Below are 18,791 nucleotides of genomic sequence, written 5' to 3' on the forward strand. Positions count from 1 at the left end.
CGGTGGGGCTTTAGGGGGATCGGCTCAGCCCGGCAAGGGCCGGCCGCCCTCAGCCCAGCACGCGCATGGCGGCGGTCAGCCCTTCCAGCGTCAGCGGCATCATGCGGCGCTGGAAGATCTCGGCGATCATCCCGATCGACGGCGTGTGCCCCCAGTGCTGGCGCGGAACGGGGTTCAGCCACACATGGTCGGGCCAGGTCTCCATCGCGCGGCGCAGCCACAACTGCCCCGGCTCGGGGTTCCAGTGTTCGTTCGCGCCGCCGGGCGCCACGATCTCATAGGGCGACATCGACGCGTCGCCGACGAAGATCACCTTCCAGTCGCGGCCGAACCGGTGCAGCAGATCCCAGGTCGGGACCGTCCGGTCCCAGCGGCGGCGGTTGTCGCGCCACACCGCCTCATACAGGCAGTTGTGGAAATAATAATGCTCAAGATGCTTGAACTCGGACCGCGCGGCCGAGAACAGCTCGTCCACGACGCGGACGTGGTCGTCCATCGACCCGCCCACATCCAGCAGCAGCAGCACCTTGACCGCGTTGTGGCGTTCCGGGCGCGTCTGCACGTCGATATAGCCGTGATCGGCGGTGGCGCGGATCGTCGCGGGCAGGTCCAGCTCGTCCGCCGCGCCGTGGCGCGCCCACTGCCGCAGGCGTTTCAGCGCGACCTTGATGTTGCGGGTGCCCAGTTCCACGCTGTCGTCGAAATCGCGAAACTCGCGCTTGTCCCACACCTTGACGGCGCGGCGGTGGCGGCTTTCGGTCTGCCCGATCCGCACCCCTTCGGGGTTATAGCCATAGGCACCAAAGGGCGAGGTGCCGGCCGTCCCGATCCATTTGCTGCCACCCTGATGGCGGCCCTGCTGTTCGGCCAGGCGCTGGCGCAGTTTTTCCATCAGCGCCTCAAAGCTGCCCGCGCCCTCGACGGCGGCCTTTTCCTCGTCGGTCAGCAGTTTCTCGGCCAGCTTCTCCAGCCACTCGCGGGGCAGGGCGGTCTCGCTGACCAGCGCCTCGACCGGGACGGTTTCAAGACCTGCAAAGCTTTCCGCAAAGGCCCGGTCATAGCGGTCGATGTGGCGTTCGTCCTTGACCAGGATGGCGCGGCCCAGGGTGTGGAAATCGTCCACCGACCAGCCCGCCACCCCCGCCTGCATCGCGCCCATCAGGTCCAGCCATTCCCGCAGGCTGACCGGAACCCCGTGCCGGCGCAGCGAGTCGAGAAAGGGCCGGAACACGGCGTCAGCCCCGCATGGCGCGGTCGATCAGGATCGTCACGAACAATCCGGCGATCGCCAGCGCGATGGCATGCACGGCGGCGTATTGCAGCCGGTCCTTGCCGTTGCCGCCCCGCTTGCGCGCGCAGATCGCCCAGCAGGGCGCCAAGAACAACGGCGGCGATGACGATCATGGGCAATCCTTGGGTTCGCCGCGGTTCTAGGGCGGGGCGCCGCGCGGCACAAGGGCCGGACCCGATGCGGGGTCCGTCTGCGGCGGGCAAATTTCTGCCCAAGGGTTGATCGGCGCGCGGCGCGCGTCTAGCTTGGGGATAACTTGATAGTGGAGGGCGTTCGTCATGGCGCCCAGGCGTCCCGCGGGTGCGGACGCGTTCCCGATACCGACGGTTGAGCCTGCCTGCGCCCGCAAGCCCGACGACGCGTCGCTTTACGCGGCGCTCGATCTGGGCACCAACAGTTGCCGGATGCTGATCGCCCGCCCGACGGGCAGTCAGTTCCAGGTGATCGACAGCTTCTCGAAACCCGTCCAGCTGGGGCTGGGGCTCGAGGCATCAAACCGCCTGTCGCGCCAGTCCATGGCGCGGACGGTGCATGCCCTGCAGGTCTGCCGGCGCAAGCTGGACAGCCACGGGGTCACGCGCATGCGCCTGGTCGCGACCGAGGCGTGCCGGCGCGCGCGCAACAGCCGCGATTTCCTGCGCGCGATCCGGCGCGAGACGGGCCTGCCCGTCGAGGTCATCGGCGCCGAGGAAGAGGCGCGGCTCGCCGTGATCTCGTGCGCGCCGCTGGTCAGCCTGCGGACCGAACAGCTGCTGGTCGTGGACATCGGCGGCGGCTCGACCGAGCTGGTCTGGATCGACCTGTCCGGGGTCGAGCCGCCCGAGCGGCCGCGCGCCATCATGCGGCTGGCCGACGGCTTTGGTGGCGCCGCGCCGGGCGGCGCCCGTGTGGTGGACTGGATCAGCGTGCCGCTGGGCGTGGCGACGCTGCGCGACCAGTTCGACGACGTCGAGGACGACCCCGGCCGCTTTGCCCTGATGAGCTGGCATTTCGAGGAGATGCTGGCCAATTTCTCGCCCTATGCGACGGCCCGCCTGCCGGCCGAGAACTTTCAGATCATCGGCACGTCCGGCACGGTGACGACGGTCGCGGCCAGCCACCTGGGGCTGAAACGCTATGACCGGACGAAGGTGGACGGGCTGGTGATGACCACGACGCAGATCGACCGGGTGATCCATGACTATCTGGCGCTGGGCCCGGAAGGGCGGCGGACCGACCCGCGCATCGGGCGCGAACGCCACGCGCTGATCATGTCGGGCGCGGCGATCCTGCAGACGCTGATGCGGGTCTGGCCGACCACCCGGCTGTCGGTGGCCGACCGGGGCCTGCGCGAGGGCTTGCTCTATGCCCAGATGGTGCGCGATGGGGTGCTGGCGCCCGAGGGGCTGAACGGAGTGGCATGATGGCGGACGGCAGCAAAAGCGGCGGCGCAGGTGGTGGCGGGGCAGGCGGCGGAGGCGCGGGCAGCCGCGCCGGCAAGGCCAGTTCGGGCCGCGGCCAGCGCGACCTGCGGGTGCGTGTCAAGACCGCCAAGGGGCGCAAGCTGTCCAGCACGCTGTGGCTGGAACGGCAGCTGAACGACCCTTATGTCACGCGCGCCAAGCGCGAAGGCTATCGCGGCCGCGCCGCCTTCAAGATCCTCGAACTGGACGACCGCTATGGTTTCCTGAAGCCCGGCGCCCGCGTGGTGGACCTGGGCTGCGCGCCCGGCGGCTGGTGCCAGGTCGCCGTGGCCCGGGTGAACGCGCTGGGGGAACGGTCGGGCAAGCCGCGCGGCACGGTGCTGGGCGTCGATCTGCAAGAGGTGGACCCGATCGCGGGCGCCGAGATCCACCAGCTGGACTTCCTGTCCGACGACGCCGACGCGCTGGTCAAGGGCTGGCTGGGCGGGCGCGCCGACGTGGTGATGTCGGACATGGCGGCGTCCGCGTCGGGCCACAAGGGCACCGACCACCTGCGCATCGTGGCGCTGGTCGAGGCGGCGGCGCAGTTCGCCTTTGACGTGCTGGAACCGGGCGGCACCTTTGTCGCCAAGGTGCTGGCGGGCGGCGCGGAACAAGGATTGCAGGCGATCCTGAAGCAGAACTTTGCCAAGGTGGCGAACGTCAAGCCCCCCGCAAGCCGGTCGGATTCGTCCGAGAAATTCGTCGTCGCCTCGGGGTTCTGGGGTCGGCCGGACGACACGCGGGGCGGCGCGGGGCATGCCGGCGCGGATGGCGATGCCGCGCCCACGTCTGATGACGGGCAGCCCGCAGCCTGAGCCGGGCGCCGCCGGGGACGCCGAGCAGGCTTGCGGGGATTACGAGGCCGCGATTCGGGGCGATGAGGGACAGCCCGCCGCCTGAACCGGGCCGCGCCGGGGACGTCGGGTAGGCTTGCGGGATCACGAGGGCCGCGACTCGGGGCGATGAGGGACAGGCCGCCGCCTGAACCCGCCCTCGCCGGGGTTGCCGGGCAGGCTTGCGGGGATCACGAGGCCGCGCCTCGAACGATGAGGGGCAGCCCGCAGCCTGAACCCGCCCTCGCCGAGGACACCGGGCATGCTCGCGGGGATTACGACTCGCGTCTTGGGGGGATGAGGGGCTGCCCGCCGCCTGAACCGGGCCTCGCCGGGACGCGGAGCAGGCTGGCGCGGATCGCGATGCCGCGCCCATGCCCGATGCGTCACACGCTTCAAACCGGGCGGAACGCCTCGGCCGGATGGCCGGTCGCGGCCATGAAACTGCGGTTCAGGTGGGCCGCGCCGGTGAATCCCAGCTCATCTGCGATCTGGCCCAGGCTGCGGGTCCGGTCTGCCAGCAGCGCGCGGGCGCGCGCCAGCCGCAGGTCATAGCTGAGATCCAGCGCGCCGCGTCCACGCTGCGCGCGGCAGGCCCGGTCCAGCGCCCCGGCCGAGGTTCCCAGCGCGTCCGCCAGATCGGCCAGCGTGCGGCCCCGGCCCAGTTCGCGCCCGGCCAGGTCGATGAAATCCGCGACCAGCTGCCGGTCCCGCGCCGGCCCCTCGACCGGCTGACCCGAGGCGAGCCGGTGCAGCTGCGCCGAGATCAGGCCGATGCGGCAGGCCGCCGTCGCCGATGCCACCGGGTCCGCCGCCCGCGCGGCCAGCGCCGCGAGATCGGCCGAGAACGCATCGCTTGCGCCCGTGCCGACGACCATCGCCGCCGGCAGGGGCACGTCCAGCCCGGCGGCGCAAGCGGGGGTCATCAGCAGCACCTGACCGGCGGCGCCCGGCTGGGGCTGGGCGGCAAAGGCGGTGCCTGCGGGGATGAAGATCACGTTCCCCTGGCCATGATCGGCGTGGCCGCCGGGCAGAACGATGCGCATTATCCCCGCCGTGACCCGGATCAGCGCGTGATCGCCCCGCACCCGCGCCGCCCGGCGGCCCGTCCCGCCCCAGACAAAGCTGTCCAGCGGCACCAGCCGGACGCCGGTCGCGGGCGGGCGCGGCCGGGCGGCATAGGGCCGCAGGGTGGGCGCCGGGCCAGGGTCGTTGGCGGGAATGCGCGGCGCGGGCGCGGACGGCTTGGCAGGCGCAATCACGCTTGGGTCCAGCACCGATGCGGGGGCGCGCAGGGGGGCGCCCGCGTCCCGGGGCGGTGTGTCCAGTTGGCGAAGCGGATCGAAGCTCATCTTGGCGGCCTGCGGGCAAGGTGTTGCAAACGAACGACTAAGCCTGCGGTTGCGTTCCGCAATGAGATAATGTCAGCAATGCAACACAATCTGTGGTTGTGGCGGCCGCGCCACGTGGCAGGGTCAGACTGACGCGGCCACCGGCCGCCAGTCCCGCATCCGGCCCCGGAACCAGATGCGCTGCGACTTGGCGTATTGGCGGGTGGCGATCACCGCGCGGTCGTGAGCCTCGGCCAAGGTGGCGCGGCCCGTCAGATGCGCGACCAGCTCGGCCGCGCCGATGGCGCGCGCCCATTGCGCGGCAGGGAACCAGTGCGGCAGCACGGCGCGCACCTCGTCCAGCGCGCCCTGGTCCAGCATGGCGTCGAACCGGGCCTCGATCCGCTGCGCCAGCCGGTCGCGGTTGGCCTGGATGACCAGCCGCGCCGCAGCGTCCGGGCCGATCAGCGGGGCGGGCGTGTCCGCCTGCCAGTCGGCCAGCCCCCGTCCCGTGGCCGCCAGCACCTCCCACGCGCGCTGGACGCGGGCGGGGTTGCGCAGGTCGATCCCGGCGGCGGTGGGGGCGTCCAGCGCCGCCACCATCTCGCCCAGCCCGCCCGCCGCCAGCCACGCATCGCCGCGCGCCCGGATGCCGGGGGGAACCGGCGGGATGACGGCCAGCCCGCGGGTCAGCGCCGTCAGGTAAAGCCCCGTGCCGCCCGCCACGATCAGCCGCTGGCCGGTGGCGATCAGGGCCGCGACCTCGGCCAGCCAGTCGCCCACGGAATAGGCGCGGTCCGGCGCGACATGGCCGTAAAGCAGATGCGGCGCGGCGGCATGGTCCGCCGCCGTGGGCCGCGCGGTCAGCACCCGCCAGCACGACCACACCTGCAGCGCGTCGGCGTTGACGACGACGCCGCCCTGCCGGGCCGCGATGGCCAGCGCCAGCGCCGATTTGCCCGACGCGGTCGGCCCCGCGATCAGCACATGGCGCGCGGGATCAAGGGTCGCGATGACGCCGCCCGGATCGGCCGCGCTCAGCATGGTGTCGGGGGGCGCGGGCGCCGCCGGGTCATCTGGTTGAACATGGCCCCTGTCTGCGCCATTTTGCGCGCCAGGGAAATCAGCACGGGTGCCGCCATGACCAACGAACTCGCCTCGGCGTCCAGACCCTTCAACCGGGTGATGCTGAAGATCTCGGGCGAGGCGCTGATGGGCGACCAGGGATACGGCCTGCACCCGCCGACCGTCGCCCGCATCGCCGACGAGGTCGAGGCGGTCCACGCGATGGGCGTGGAAATCTGCATGGTGATCGGCGGCGGCAACATCTTTCGCGGGCTGCAAGGGTCCGCCCAAGGGATGGAGCGGACGACCGCCGACTATATGGGGATGCTGGCGACCGTCATGAACGCGCTGGCCGTGCAATCCGCGCTTGAGGCCAAGGGCCTGCATTGCCGCGTCATCAGCGCCATCCGCATGGACGAGGTGTGCGAGCCGTATATCCGCCGCCGCGCCATCCGCCATCTTGAGAAAAAGCGCATCGTCATCTTCGCCGCCGGCACCGGCAACCCGTATTTCACCACCGACACCGCCGCCACGCTGCGCGCGAACGAGATGAACTGCGAGGCGATCTTCAAGGGCACCAAGGTGGACGGCGTCTATGACAAGGATCCGACCCGCCATGCCGATGCGCAGCGTTACCAGAACGTCAGCTATGACGAGGTGCTGCAAAAGCACCTTGCGGTGATGGACGCGTCGGCCATCGCGCTGGCCCGCGACAACAACCTGCCGATCATCGTGTTCTCGCTGGACGAGCCGGGCGGGTTCTGCGGTATCCTGTCGGGCAAGGGCACCTATACGCGGGTCCACGGCTAGGCCCCGGAACCGGCCCGGCGCGCGTTCGTTGAGGGACACGCAGCGCGAGGCGACCATGTCCGACCAGATCCCCCTTTCCTCTGACGCAAGCGCGGTTGAACCCGAACTGGACGCGGCGCGGCGCGACCACACGCACGAGGTCGCGCCCGACCTGGCCTATCGCCGGCTGGGCATCGTCAACGTGGTCTTCGTGGGGCCGGCGGGGGCGGGCGACCGCGAATGGGTGCTGATCGACGCGGGGCTGGCGGGCACCGCCGGCCTGATCCGCAGCGCGGCCGAGGCGCGGTTCGGCGAAGCCTCGCGCCCGGCGGCGATCGTGATGACGCACGGCCATTTCGACCATGTGGGCGCGCTGGAACAGCTTGCCGGCGAATGGGACGTCCCGGTCTATGCCCACCCGCTGGAACATCCCTATCTGAACGGCAGCGCCGCCTATCCGCCCGCCGATCCCGGCGTGGGCGGCGGGCTGATGGCGCGGCTGTCGCGGCTGTATCCGACGCGGCCGGTGGACGTGGGCGCGCGGTTGGCCGCGCTGCCCGAGGACGGCAGCGTGCCGTTCCTGCCCGGCTGGCGCTGGATTCATACCCCCGGCCATTCCGTCGGCCACGTCTCGCTGTGGCGCGAGGAGGACCGCGCGCTGATCGTCGGCGACGCCTTCTGCACCACCGGGCAGGAGTCCGCCTATGACGTGGCCGTGCAGCAGCCGCAGATGCACGGCCCGCCGATGTATTTCACCATCGACTGGGACGCCGCCGAGGCGTCGGTGCGCAAGCTTGCGGCGCTGGAACCCTATCTGGCGCTGACCTTCCACGGCCAGCCGATGCGCGGCGCCGAGATGCGCGACGCGCTGCACCGGCTTGCCGCCGGGTTCCGCACGGTCGCCGTTCCCGAAAAGGGGCGGTATGTGGACGCGCCGCGCCGCGCCTCGGACGGCAGCGCCTATGAGACGCCTTGACCGCCGCAGGACGGCGGCGGACCTATACAACCCCGGCCTGAACCGGGTATAGGACCGAAAACAACCTGCGAGCAGAGCAATGGCCGACGATATCGAGATCGACACGGACGACATCGAGCGCCGGATGAAGGGCGCGATGGACAGCCTGCGTCACGAATTCTCGTCGCTGCGGACCGGGCGCGCCTCGGCCAGCATGGTCGATCCGATCATGGTGGACGCCTATGGATCGCCCACGCCGCTGAACCAGATCGGCACGGTGAACGTGCCCGAACCCCGGATGGTCACCATCAACGTCTGGGACAAGGCGCTGGTCGGCAAGGCCGAAAAGGCGATCCGGGAAAGCGGGCTGGGGATCAACCCGCAGCTGAACGGCACGATCATCATGCTGCCCATCCCCGAGCTGAACGAAGAACGCCGGCGCGAGCTGACCCGGGTCGCCGCGCAATACGCCGAACACGCCCGCGTGGCCGTCCGCAACGTGCGCCGCGACGGCATGGACCAGATCAAGAAGGCCAAGGCCAAGGGCATGGCCGAGGACGACCAGAAGTTCTGGGAGGTCTCGGTGCAGGAACTGACCGACAAGATGATCGCCGAGGTGGACAAGGCGCTCGAAGCGAAACAAGCCGAAATCATGCAGGTCTGATCCCGATGCCCGCCGATGCCGCGCCGGTTCAGGCGACCTCGTTTTCCGGCGGCGGGGGCCGCGCCCGCCACGTCGCCATCATCATGGACGGCAACGGGCGGTGGGCCACCGAACGCGGCTGGCCGCGGCTGGTCGGCCACCGCCGCGGGGCGGAGCGGGTCAAGCAGGTCGTGCGGGCCTGCCCCGAACTGGGCGTGGACTGGCTGACCATCTATGCCTTCTCGACCGAGAACTGGAAGCGCTCGACCGAGGAAGTGCTGGGCCTGATGGGCATCTTCGCCCGCTATATCCGCCGCGAGGCCGAGGCGATGTCGGCCGAGGGCGTGCGGATGCGGTTCATCGGCGGGCGCGAGCGGCTGGACCCCAAGCTGCAGACGCTGATGGCCGGGATCGAGGCGCGGACCGCCGGCAACACGCGGCTGAACCTGACCGTCGCCATCAACTATGGCGGCCGGGACGAACTGGCGCGCGCCGCCACCCGGCTGGCCGGCCGCATCGCCCGGGGCGAGATCGCCGCCGCGTCCGAGGCCGACCTGGCCGCGTGTCTGGACACCGCCGGCCACCCCGACCCCGATCTGGTGATCCGCACGTCGGGGGAGCATCGCATCTCGAACTTCCTGCCGTTCCAGGCGGCCTATTCGGAATACGAGTTCACGCCTGTCCTGTGGCCCGACTTCACCCCGGCGCATCTGGCCGAGATCCTGGGTCGCACAAGCCAGCGCCAGCGCCGTTTCGGCGCGGCATGACGCCGCCCGCGCCCCGCGTCGGACCGCCGGGCCGCTGGCCCGATCTGGCCGAGCGGGTGGGCTCTGCCCTCATCATCCTTGTCGCCGGGGCCGCGCTGCTGGTGATGCCCGTCATGGTGGCAAGCGCGGGGATCTCGATCCTGTTCGCCGCCCTCGTGTGGGAGCTGACGCGCCTTGTCGTGCCCGCGCCCGCGCAGCGGCGGGTCGTCGGCATCGGGCTGCTGGCCGGGCTGGCGATGGCCGCCACGCTGTTTGCCGGGTCATGGGGCGCGCTGGCGCTGATCGTGCCGCTGGCCGTCGGCACCCCGGTCGCCCGGCGCGAGCTGCGCCCGGCCTATGTCGGCTTTTTCATGCTGATGGTGCTGGCCGCCTGGGGCCTGTTGTGGGTGCGGCTGACCTTTGGCCTGGGCGAGGCGCTGTGGATCGTCGCGCTGGTCGTGCTGTCGGACGTGCTGGGGTATTTCGTCGGCCGCAGCGTCGGCGGCCCCAAGTTCTGGCCCGCGATCAGCCCAAAAAAGACCTGGAGCGGGACGGCCGCCGGCTGGATCGGCGCGGCGGTGCTGGGGCTGGTGCTGTTCGCCCTGGGCCTTGCCGAACCCGGCGTGATCGTGATCGGCCCGCTGCTGGCGTTCGCGGGCCAGATGGGCGACATCGGCGAAAGCTGGATCAAGCGCCGCGTCGGCGTCAAGGACAGCTCGCGCCTGATCCCGGGCCACGGAGGGTTGATGGACCGCTTTGACGCGATGGCCGGATCGCTGGCGGCGGCGACCCTGCTGGGGCTGGCCGGCAGGCTGCCCGTGGTCGGCTGACATGCGCAGCGTCTCGATACTGGGCGCGACCGGATCGGTCGGGGAAAGCGCATTCGACCTGCTGATGCAGTCGGGCGGTCCCGCGCGCTGGCGCGTGGTGGCGCTGACCGGGGGGCGCAACGTCGCGCGGCTGGCCCAGATGGCGCGGGCGCTGGGCGCCGAACTGGCGGTGATCGCGGACGACACGCTGCTGCCCGCCCTGCGGGACGCGCTTGCCGGCACCGAAATCGAGGCGGCGGGCGGTGCGCAGGCGCTGATCGAAGCCGCCGACCGACCCGCCGACTGGGTGCTGTCGGCCATCGTCGGCGCGGCGGGGCTGGCGCCGGGCCTGCGCGTGGCCGAACGCGGCGGCGTGCTGGCGCTGGCCAACAAGGAAAGCCTGGTCGCCGCCGGTCCGCTGCTGATGGGCACGGCGGCCCGCACGGGCGCCACCATCCTGCCGGTCGATTCGGAACATTCCGCCATATTCCAATGCCTTGATCGGAACAACATCGAAGCGGTCGAGCGCGTCACGATCACCGCGTCCGGGGGTGCGTTCCGCGACTGGCCGCTGGAACGGCTGGCCCATGCCACGGTGGCCGAGGCGTCGTGCCATCCGAACTGGACGATGGGGCAGCGCATCACCATCGACAGCGCCTCGATGTTCAACAAGGCGCTGGAAGTCATCGAGGCGCATGAGTTCTTTGCCCTGCCCGCCGGCCGCATCGCGGTGCTGGTGCATCCCGAATCCATTGTCCACGCGATGGTCAGCTATGCCGACGGCGGGACGCTGGCGCATCTGGGGCCGCCCGACATGCGCCACGCCATCGGCCACGCGCTGCACTGGCCGCGCCGGGAACCGCTGGGGCTGCCGCGGCTGGATCTGGCCGCGCTGGGCAGCCTGACGTTCCGCGCGCCGTGCGAGACGCGCTGGCCCGCGCTGGCGCTGGCGCGGCAGGTCATCGCGTCGGGCGGCGCGGCGGGCGCGGTCTTCAATGCCGCCAAGGAACAGGCGCTGGACGACTTCATCGCCGGGCGCATCCGCTTTACCGACATGGCGCCTGCGGTGGACCGCGCGCTGGCGGCGGCGGCGGGCCGCGCCGGGTTCGGCGCCAGCCCCGACAGCCTTGCGGCGGTGCTGGACTGGGACCGGCAGGCGCGGCGCGACGCCGCCGCGGTTCGCGGCGTGGCCGGGCAGGGCGCGGCATGATCCAGGATATCATCGCGGCGGGCGGCGGGCTGGTCTGGACCATAGCCTCGTTTGTCGTCGCGCTGTCGATCATCGTCGGCGTCCACGAATACGGCCATTACATCGTCGCCCGCTGGTCCGGCATCCGGTCCGAGGTGTTCTCGCTGGGCTTCGGCCCGCGGATCTGGGCGCGGCGCGACCGGCGGGGCACCGTCTGGCAGGTCGCGGCGATCCCGCTGGGCGGCTATGTCCGCTTTCTGGGGGACGAGAACGCGGCCAGCGCCGGGCCGGGGCAGGCGGTCGATCCGCGCCTTGCGCGCCAGACGCTGGCCGGCGCGCCGCTGTGGGCGCGCTTTGCCACAGTGGCGGCGGGGCCGGTCTTCAACTTCGTGCTGGCGATCGCGGTCTTTGCCGGGGTCATGCTGTGGCAGGGCGTGGCGACCGACCGCATCGTGGTGGGCGGGCTTTCCCCGGCCCCGCCCGGCGTCGTCAACGAACTGCGCCCCGGCGACGAGGTGCTGGCCGTGGGCGGCCAGCCCGTCGCGGACTGGGCCGGGCTGTTCCGTCTGGCCCCCACGCTGCCGGCGGCATCCCCGCAGGACTGGACCGTGCGGCGCGACGGCGTCGAACTGACCGTCTCCGGTCCCGACCCGATGCCCGCGCGGATTTCGGGCGTCGCGCCGCGCAGCCCGGCGGCCGCCGCCGACCTGCGCGCGGGCGACGTGATCCTGGCCATCGACGGCCAGCCGGTCACCCGGTTCGACCAGCTGCGCCCCGCGGTCGAGGCGGCGGACGGCCGTCCCGTCGTGCTGCGCGTCTGGCGCGCGGGCGCGGGCGAGGCGGACTATGCCCTTGCCCCCCGCGAACAGGATCTGCCGGTCGCGGGCGGGTTTGAAAAACGCCTGCTGATCGGGGTCACGGGGGGCGACGGCTATGTCCAGCCCGCCACCCGCCGCGCCGGGCTGTTCGAGGCGCTGGGCGCGGGCGCGCGTCAGACCTGGGACGTGATCTGGGGCTCGCTGACCGGGCTGGTGGCGATGGTCACGGGTCAGATCGGGCGCTGCAACCTGTCGGGCGCGATCTCGATCGCCGAGGTGGCGGGACAGGCGGCATCGACCGGAACGCATAACTTCATCTGGCTGATCGGCGTGCTGTCGGCCGGCATCGGGTTCCTGAACCTGCTGCCGATCCCGGTGCTGGATGGGGGCCACCTTGCATTCTATACGTGGGAGGCGCTGACCGGCCGCCCGCCGTCGGACGGCGCGCTGCGCGTCCTGACGGCCGTCGGCATGGCGCTGGTGCTGACGCTGATGGTTTTCGGCCTGTCCAACGACATTCTGTGCCGCTGACCGCCGGCTTTGTTTTGACAGCACCGCCCCGGCGGGGTTAACCATTGGGCCAAACAGCGGCCGGGAAAAAACCGGCGCCACAGGCGTGCGCGAGGGGCGGCAATGACGGACAGGATTTTCGGCAGGGGCGCCGTGGCGCTGGTTTCCGCGCTGGCGCTGGCGGCGCCGGTCTGGCTGGCCGGTCCCGCGGGCGCGGCGGTCTATACCGGGGTGCAGCTGGAAGGCGCGCAGCGCGTCGATGCCGAAACGATCCTGTCGCTGGCCAACATCCGGCGCGGCGCGGACCTGTCGCTGGGCGACCTGAACGACGCCCAGCAGCGGCTGCAGCAATCGGGCCTGTTCGAGACGGTCGAGATCGTGCCGACCGGCCGGACGCTTGTCATCCGGGTGATCGAATATCCGACGATCAACGTCGTCAACTTCGAAGGCAACCGCCGGCTCAAGGACGAGCGGCTGGCCGAGATCGTGCAGTCGCAGTCGCGCCGCGTCTTTTCGCCGTCGACCGCCGAGGCGGACGCGCAGGCCATCGCCGGCGCCTATGCCGCCGAGGGGCGGCTGGCCGCCCGCGTCGATCCGCGCGTCATCGCCCGGCCGGGCAACCAGGTCGATCTGGTGTTCGAGGTGCGCGAGGGCGCCGTGACCGAGATCGAGCGCATCGGCTTTACCGGCAACCGCGCGTTCACCGACCGCCGCCTGCGCAACGTGCTGCAGACGAAACAGGCGGGCATCCTGCGCGCGTTCATCCGGCGCGACACCTTCGCGCCCGAACGCACGGCGCTGGACGAACAGCTGCTGACCGACTTCTACCGCTCGCGCGGGTATGCCGATTTTCGCGTCCAGGCGGTGGCCCCGGAAATCACCCGTGAACGCGACGCGTTCTTCGTCACCTTCAACATCTACGAAGGGCCGCGCTATACGTTCGGCAACGTGGCTGTGGCCAGCGAGATCGCGGGCCTGGATGCCGCCCCCTTCCGTGCCCAGAACCGCGTGCGCCCGGGCGACGTCTATTCCCCGGCCGCCATCGAGAACACGATCAAGCGGATGGAAACGGTCGCGATCCAGCAGGGGCTGGATTTCGTCTCGATCGAGCCGCGGATCACGCGCAACCCGCGCAACCAGACGCTTGAGCTGACCTTTGCCCTGACCCGCGGGCAGATGATCTTTGTCGAACGCATCGACATCGAGGGCAACACCACCACTCTGGACGAGGTGATCCGCCGCCAGTTCCGCACGGTCGAAGGCGACCCCTTCAACCCGCGCGAGATCCGCAACGCCGCCGAACGGCTGCGGGCGCTGGGTTATTTCGCCGACGCGCAGGTGGAAAGCCGCGAAGGGTCCAGCCAGCAGCAGGTGATCGTCGACGTCAACGTCGAGGAACAGCCGACCGGCAGCCTGGGCTTTGGCGCCAGTTATGGCGCCAGCCAGGGCGTCGGCTTCAACGCCTCGCTGCAGGAAAGCAACTTTCTGGGCCGGGGGCAGGACGTGAGCCTGGGCTTCTCGACCGCCAGCGGGTCGCAAAGCTTCAACTTCGGCTTCATCGAGCCGTATTTCCTGGGCCGCGACCTGCGGGCCAAGTTCTCGGCGTGGTATTCCACCACCGACCAGCAGAACACCAAATACAACACCCGCAGCGCCGGGTTCTCGACCGGGATGGAGTTCCCGGTCAGCGAGAACGGCCGTCTCGAACTGCGCTACAAGCTCAGCCGCGACAACCTGCTGGACGTGCGCGAGATCGAGTTCGACCCCGAGACGGGCGACCTCGTCGGCTCGTCCCCGATCCTGTATTACGAACAGGGCGCGCGGGTCACGTCGGCGCTGGGCTATACCTACAGCTATGATTCCCGCGCGACGGGCCTGGACCCGCTGACCAGCCGCAAGCTGCGCTTTGCGCAGGATTTCGCAGGCTTGGGCGGCGACGTGAAATCGGTCACGACGACGGTGCTGGCCGGCGTGGAAAGCCGCGCCTGGCGCGAAGAGGTGGCGCTGCGGGCCGAGATCGAGGCGGGCGCCATCGTCATGCTGGACGACGACACCAGCCGCATCACCAACCGCTTTACGGCGAACAGCCGCATCCGGGGATTCGAGCCGAACGGCTACGGCCCCCGCGACCTTGCGGCCCCGAACGAGGACGCGCTGGGCGGCAACTATTTCTGGGCCGCCCGGGCCGAGGCGCAGTTCCCGCTGGGTCTGCCCGAGGAATACAGCATCTCGGGCGGCGTGTTCGCCGACGTCGGATCGCTGTGGAGCCTGGACCGCACCACCGGCGCGGGCGGGGTCGAGGTGGACGACGACATGCACGTCCGCGCGTCGGTCGGCGTGTCGCTGTTCTGGACGACGCCCATCGGCCCCTTGCGGTTCAACCTGTCCAAGGCCGTCCAGCAAGAGGATTATGACCTTGAACAGCCCTTCGACCTGACGATCTCGACCCGGTTCTGATGCGGCCGGGGGGCAGCGGGCGAAGGGCGGGTCGCGCGGCGGGCGGTCCGGCGCGGTGGGTCTTGGCAGCCGCGCTCTGCGCCCTTGCGGTGCAGCCTGCCGCCGCGCAGACGACCGGCGCTGCGGCGGTCCCGCCCGCCGCCCAGCCGTCCGGTTCCACCCCCGCGGGCGCCCTGCGGCAGGCCGTGCTGACCGTTGATCAAGAGGCGCTTTACATCGGATCGGCCTGGGGCAGGCGCGCCCAGGCCCGGATCGAGGCGCTGAGCCTGAAGGTCTCGGCCGACAACGACCGCGCCTTTGCGGAACTAACGGCCGAGGAGGAGGCGCTGACCGCCGCCCGCGCCACGCTGGCCGCCGACGCGTTCCGCGCCCGCGCCACCGCGTTCGACGAACGGGTGACGCAGGTGCGCCGCGAACGCGAGATGGCGGCAAGGTCCGTCGCGGTCACGGCCGAGGCCGACCGCCAGCGGTTCTTTCAGGCGGCCGCGCCGGTCCTTGGCAGGGTGATGAAGGACCGCGGCGCGCTGCTGGTGCTGGACCAGCGCACGGTGCTGTTTTCGGACGCCAGCATCGACGTGACCGCGGCGGTGATCGCCCGGCTGGATGCCGAGCTGGGCGACGGGGCGGACGACGGCGGGCGCGGCGAGGTGGATGCGGGCACAGCCGGCGACCGGCCCGCTGGTGCGACGGACGGGGCGGTGCCCGCCGCGCCACAGCCTGCGCCGGGGACCGTGCCACCGCCGGGCGCGCCGGGGACCGTGCCACCACCGGGCGCGCCGGGGACCGTGCCACCACCGGGCGCGCCCGCTGCGCCCGCTGCGCCCGCGGCGCCGGCGCCAGCAACGCCCGCGCCGCCTGCACCCGTGCCGCCTGCGCCAGCACCGGCCACCACAGCGCCCACGTCTGCTGCACCCGCCGCGCCAGCACCAGCAATGCCTGCACCGGCCGCATCCGCTCCCACAGGGCCCGCTCCCACAGGGCCCGCACCCACAGCGCCAGCGCCCGCCGCATCCGCCGCATCGGCACCCACAGCGCCCGCGCCGCCCGCTGCCGCCCTCCCGCCGCCCCCGGCCGCTCTCCCGTCTTTGCCCGATGCACCGGGCTGATCCGCGGCGATGGTGAATGGCAGCCCGCTGGCGTTGCCGGGCCAGCGCATCGGCCTGCTGGGCGGGTCGTTCGACCCCGCCCATGCGGGCCACGTCCATATCACCGACATGGCGCTGCGCCGGTTCCGGCTGGACCGCGTGTGGTGGCTGGTCAGCCCCGGCAACCCGCTGAAGGCGCGCGGCCCCGCGCCGCTGGCCGCCCGCATCGACTGGGCGCGACGCCTGACTTGCGATCCGCGCGTCGTCGTGACCGACATCGAGGCGCGGCTGGGCACGCGGCTGACCGCCGACACCGTCGCGGCGCTGCAGGCGCGCTGGCCCGGCGTGCGGTTCGTCTGGCTGATGGGGTCCGACAACCTGGTCCAGTTCGACCGCTGGGACCGCTGGCGCGAGATCGCCGCGCGCCTGCCCCTCGGCGTGATCGCGCGCCCCGGCACCCGGACCGCAGCCCGGTCCTCGCGCGCGGCGCGCATCATGGCCGCCGCCCGCCTGCCCGAGGCGCAGGCAGGCCGGCTGGCGCTGGCCGCGCCGCCCGCGTGGGTGCTGATCAACGTGCCGATGTCGCCCCTGTCGTCCAGCGAAATCCGCGCCGCACGGCTGTCGGCCGCGCGCCCCGACGCCGGTGCCCCGCTGCTGGGCGTGGGCGGCTGACGCCCTCCGCCGCTTGCCAATCGGCCGGCCCATTTGCTAGGCATGCCGAAACCCCGGAGTCCCCCATGGCCGCCGAGCGCAATCCTGCCCCCGACACCTCTGCCGACCTGTCGCTGATCAAGCGGATCATCCCGCACCGCTATCCGTTCCTGCTGATCGACAAGGTCCGCGACATCGCCGCCTATGAAAGCGCCGTGGGCGTCAAATGCGTGACCGCGAACGAGCCGCATTTCCCCGGCCATTTCCCCGATGCGCCGATCATGCCGGGCGTGCTGATCGTCGAGGCGATGGCCCAGACCGCCGCCGTCGTCGTCGGCATCAGCCTGAACGTGATCGACCGGCCGCTGCTGACCTATTTCATGGGCGTCGACAACTGCAAGTTCCGCCGGATGGTCGTGCCGGGCGACGTGCTGGAACTGCACGTCACCGTCAAGCGCCCCGGCGGCAAGATCTGGAAGTTCCACGGCCGCGCCCTGGTCGATGGCCAGGTCTGCGCCGAGGCGGATTTCACCGCCATGATGCACCTGACCGACGAGGGCGCGCCCCCGAAGGGCGGCCCGTCGGATGGCTGAGGCGGCCGTCCATCCCCTTGCGCTGGTCGAGCCGGGGGCCGAGCTGGCGGCCGATGTCATCGTCGGCCCGTTCTGCCACGTCGGCCCCCAGGTCCGGCTGGCCGCGGGCGTGCATCTGAAAAGCCATGTCGTCGTGACCGGCGACACCGCCATCGGCGAAGGCACGGTGATCTTTCCCTTTGCCTGCATCGGCGAGGCGCCGCAGGATCTCAAGTTCCGGGGCGAGGATACGCGGCTGGTGATTGGCGCGCGCAACCGCATCCGCGAATATGTCACGATGAACCCCGGCACCCGGGGCGGGGGCGGCGTGACCACCGTGGGCGACGACGGGCTGTTCATGGCCGGGGCCCATGTGGCGCACGACTGCCGCATCGGCGACGGGGTGATCCTGGTCAACCACGCCTCGGTCGCGGGCCATTGCGTGCTGGGCGACGAGGTGATCGTCGGCGGGCTGTCGGGCGTGCATCAGTTCGTCCGCATCGGCCGCGGCGCGATGATCGGGGCGGTGACGATGGTGACGGCGGACGTGCTGCCCTATGGCCTGGTGCAGGGGCCGCGCGGGCATCTGGACGGGCTGAACCTCGTGGGCCTCAAGCGGCGCGGCGCGGGCCGGGCCGACATCGCGGCGCTGCGCGACCTGCTGGGCGCGCTGGGGTCGGGGTCGTTCCGCGACACCGCCCGCCGCCGCGCCGACGCCCCCGACCTGACGGGGATGGAGCGTGAGGTGCTGGACTTCATCCTCGGCCCGTCCGACCGCAGCTTTCTTGCGCCGCAGGCATGACCCGCACCGCCGTCATCGCCGGGCAGGGCGCGCTGGCGCCCGCCGTGGCCGCGGCGCTGGATGATCCGGTGGTGATCGCGCTGGACGGGTTCCCGCCCGCGATTCCCGCGCAGGCCTTTCGGCTGGAACGGCTGGTCCCGACGCTGGACCACCTGATCGGCCAGGGCGTGGGCCGGGTGGTCTTTGCCGGCGCCGTCCGCCGCCCGCGCCTTGACCCGGAACTGTTCGACCCGCGCACGGCGACGCTGGTGCCGCGCATCCTGTCGGCGATGCAGTCGGGCGACGATGCCGCCCTGCGCGAGGTCATCGCCATCTTCGAGGAATGGGGCCTGCCGGTCGTCGGCGTGGACGCGATCCTGCCCGATCTGGTGCCGGGGCCTGCGGTGCTTGCGGGCCAGCCGTCCGACGCCGACCGCCGCGACGCCGACCGGGCGGCGGCGATCCTGGACGCGACCGGGGCGCTGGATCTGGGGCAGGGCTGCGTCGTGGCGCAAGGGCTGTGCCTGGCGCTGGAAACCCTGCCCGGCACCGCGGCGATGCTGGATTTCGCCGCCGCCCATCGCGGCCTGCGCGCCGATCCGCAAGGGGCGCGCGGTGTGTTCTACAAGGCGCCCAAGGCCGGGCAGGACCGGCGCATCGACCTGCCCACGCTGGGACCGGACAGCGTGGAACAGGCCGCGCGGGCGGGGCTGGCTGGCATCGCGTGGCAGGCTGGCGGCGTCATCCTGCTGGACCGGGCCGCCGCGGTCGCCGCCGCCGAACGGGCGGGGCTGTTCCTGTGGGCGCGCGGGTGACCGGGC

Annotated in this window: 19 protein-coding genes; 15 read left to right on the top strand and 4 right to left on the bottom strand. The window is 71.6% G+C overall.

The genetic code is table 11. From position 1 onward, the window contains the following. Positions 1-49: 49 nt before the first annotated feature. Positions 50-1,231, bottom strand: a complete 1,182-nt coding sequence (locus EPA64_RS02510) for a vWA domain-containing protein (protein WP_134724639.1) — start codon at positions 1,229-1,231, stop codon at positions 50-52. 4 nt (positions 1,232-1,235) lie between these two features. Then, entirely contained in the window at positions 1,236-1,379 is a 144-nt protein-coding gene (locus tag EPA64_RS16215; RefSeq protein ID WP_167626546.1) for a hypothetical protein, read from the bottom strand. 190 nt (positions 1,380-1,569) lie between these two features. Between EPA64_RS16215 and EPA64_RS02515 the strand changes: the two genes are divergently transcribed. Together EPA64_RS02515 and EPA64_RS02520 are read left to right on the top strand one after the other, a co-directional pair. Next, positions 1,570-2,694, top strand: a complete 1,125-nt coding sequence (locus EPA64_RS02515; protein WP_134724640.1) for a Ppx/GppA phosphatase family protein — start codon at positions 1,570-1,572, stop codon at positions 2,692-2,694. Continuing rightward, positions 2,694-3,551, top strand: a complete 858-nt coding sequence (locus EPA64_RS02520; protein ID WP_134724641.1) for an RlmE family RNA methyltransferase — start codon at positions 2,694-2,696, stop codon at positions 3,549-3,551. The genes EPA64_RS02515 and EPA64_RS02520 overlap by 1 nt, the downstream gene beginning before the upstream one ends. A 413-nt stretch (positions 3,552-3,964) precedes the next feature. Here EPA64_RS02520 and EPA64_RS02525 read toward each other — a convergent pair whose 3' ends face one another. Next, a complete protein-coding gene (locus EPA64_RS02525) occupies positions 3,965-4,921 on the bottom strand; it encodes a helix-turn-helix domain-containing protein (protein ID WP_134724642.1) in 957 nt (318 codons plus the stop codon). 123 nt (positions 4,922-5,044) lie between these two features. Then, a complete protein-coding gene (gene miaA / locus EPA64_RS02530; protein WP_134724643.1) occupies positions 5,045-5,944 on the bottom strand; it encodes a tRNA (adenosine(37)-N6)-dimethylallyltransferase MiaA in 900 nt (299 codons plus the stop codon). Positions 5,945-6,040: 96 nt separating this feature from the next. On the opposite strand from miaA, the gene pyrH reads away from it, so the two are divergent. From pyrH to EPA64_RS02595, 13 genes are all read left to right on the top strand, one after another. Beyond that, complete coding sequence (gene pyrH / locus EPA64_RS02535) at positions 6,041-6,775, top strand: UMP kinase (protein WP_134724644.1); 735 nt, start codon at positions 6,041-6,043, stop codon at positions 6,773-6,775. A gap of 55 nt (positions 6,776-6,830) precedes the next feature. After that, positions 6,831-7,730, top strand: coding sequence for an MBL fold metallo-hydrolase (locus EPA64_RS02540; protein WP_134724645.1), 900 nt, complete (start codon positions 6,831-6,833; stop codon positions 7,728-7,730). 79 nt (positions 7,731-7,809) lie between these two features. Continuing rightward, positions 7,810-8,373: a ribosome recycling factor gene (gene frr, locus EPA64_RS02545; RefSeq protein ID WP_134724646.1), complete on the top strand. Its 564-nt coding sequence runs from the start codon at positions 7,810-7,812 to the stop codon at positions 8,371-8,373. 5 nt (positions 8,374-8,378) lie between these two features. Beyond that, positions 8,379-9,119 carry a polyprenyl diphosphate synthase gene (gene uppS, locus EPA64_RS02550; RefSeq protein ID WP_134724647.1) on the top strand — a complete coding sequence of 247 codons (741 nt, stop codon included), beginning with the start codon at positions 8,379-8,381 and terminating at the stop codon, positions 9,117-9,119. Continuing rightward, positions 9,116-9,928, top strand: a complete 813-nt coding sequence (locus tag EPA64_RS02555) for a phosphatidate cytidylyltransferase (RefSeq protein WP_134724648.1) — start codon at positions 9,116-9,118, stop codon at positions 9,926-9,928. Before uppS ends, EPA64_RS02555 begins: the two co-directional genes overlap by 4 nt. A 1-nt stretch (position 9,929) precedes the next feature. Continuing rightward, positions 9,930-11,117, top strand: a complete 1,188-nt coding sequence (gene dxr / locus EPA64_RS02560; protein WP_134724649.1) for a 1-deoxy-D-xylulose-5-phosphate reductoisomerase — start codon at positions 9,930-9,932, stop codon at positions 11,115-11,117. Then, on the top strand, positions 11,114-12,445 hold the full coding sequence (rseP, locus tag EPA64_RS02565; RefSeq protein WP_134724650.1) for an RIP metalloprotease RseP: 1,332 nt from the start codon (positions 11,114-11,116) through the stop codon (positions 12,443-12,445). The genes dxr and rseP overlap by 4 nt, the downstream gene beginning before the upstream one ends. 102 nt (positions 12,446-12,547) lie before the next feature. Continuing rightward, positions 12,548-14,881: an outer membrane protein assembly factor BamA gene (gene bamA, locus EPA64_RS02570; RefSeq protein ID WP_134724651.1), complete on the top strand. Its 2,334-nt coding sequence runs from the start codon at positions 12,548-12,550 to the stop codon at positions 14,879-14,881. Positions 14,882-14,943: 62 nt separating this feature from the next. After that, a complete protein-coding gene (locus EPA64_RS02575; protein WP_167626563.1) occupies positions 14,944-15,987 on the top strand; it encodes an OmpH/Skp family outer membrane protein in 1,044 nt (347 codons plus the stop codon). A 9-nt stretch (positions 15,988-15,996) separates the two neighbouring features. Next, a complete protein-coding gene (locus EPA64_RS02580; RefSeq protein WP_134724653.1) occupies positions 15,997-16,638 on the top strand; it encodes a nicotinate-nucleotide adenylyltransferase in 642 nt (213 codons plus the stop codon). A 65-nt stretch (positions 16,639-16,703) separates the two neighbouring features. Beyond that, the gene (fabZ, locus tag EPA64_RS02585; RefSeq protein ID WP_134724654.1) at positions 16,704-17,210 is read left to right on the top strand and encodes a 3-hydroxyacyl-ACP dehydratase FabZ; all 507 of its coding nucleotides are present in this window, start codon (positions 16,704-16,706) and stop codon (positions 17,208-17,210) included. Next, entirely contained in the window at positions 17,203-17,991 is a 789-nt protein-coding gene (gene lpxA / locus EPA64_RS02590) for an acyl-ACP--UDP-N-acetylglucosamine O-acyltransferase (protein WP_134724655.1), read from the top strand. Before fabZ ends, lpxA begins: the two co-directional genes overlap by 8 nt. Next, entirely contained in the window at positions 17,988-18,785 is a 798-nt protein-coding gene (locus EPA64_RS02595; protein WP_134724656.1) for an LpxI family protein, read from the top strand. Before lpxA ends, EPA64_RS02595 begins: the two co-directional genes overlap by 4 nt. Positions 18,786-18,791 lie beyond the last annotated feature (6 nt).

Origin of the sequence: Paracoccus luteus (genome assembly GCF_004522155.1) — a bacterium.
GTDB classification, from domain to species: domain Bacteria; phylum Pseudomonadota; class Alphaproteobacteria; order Rhodobacterales; family Rhodobacteraceae; genus Paracoccus; species Paracoccus luteus.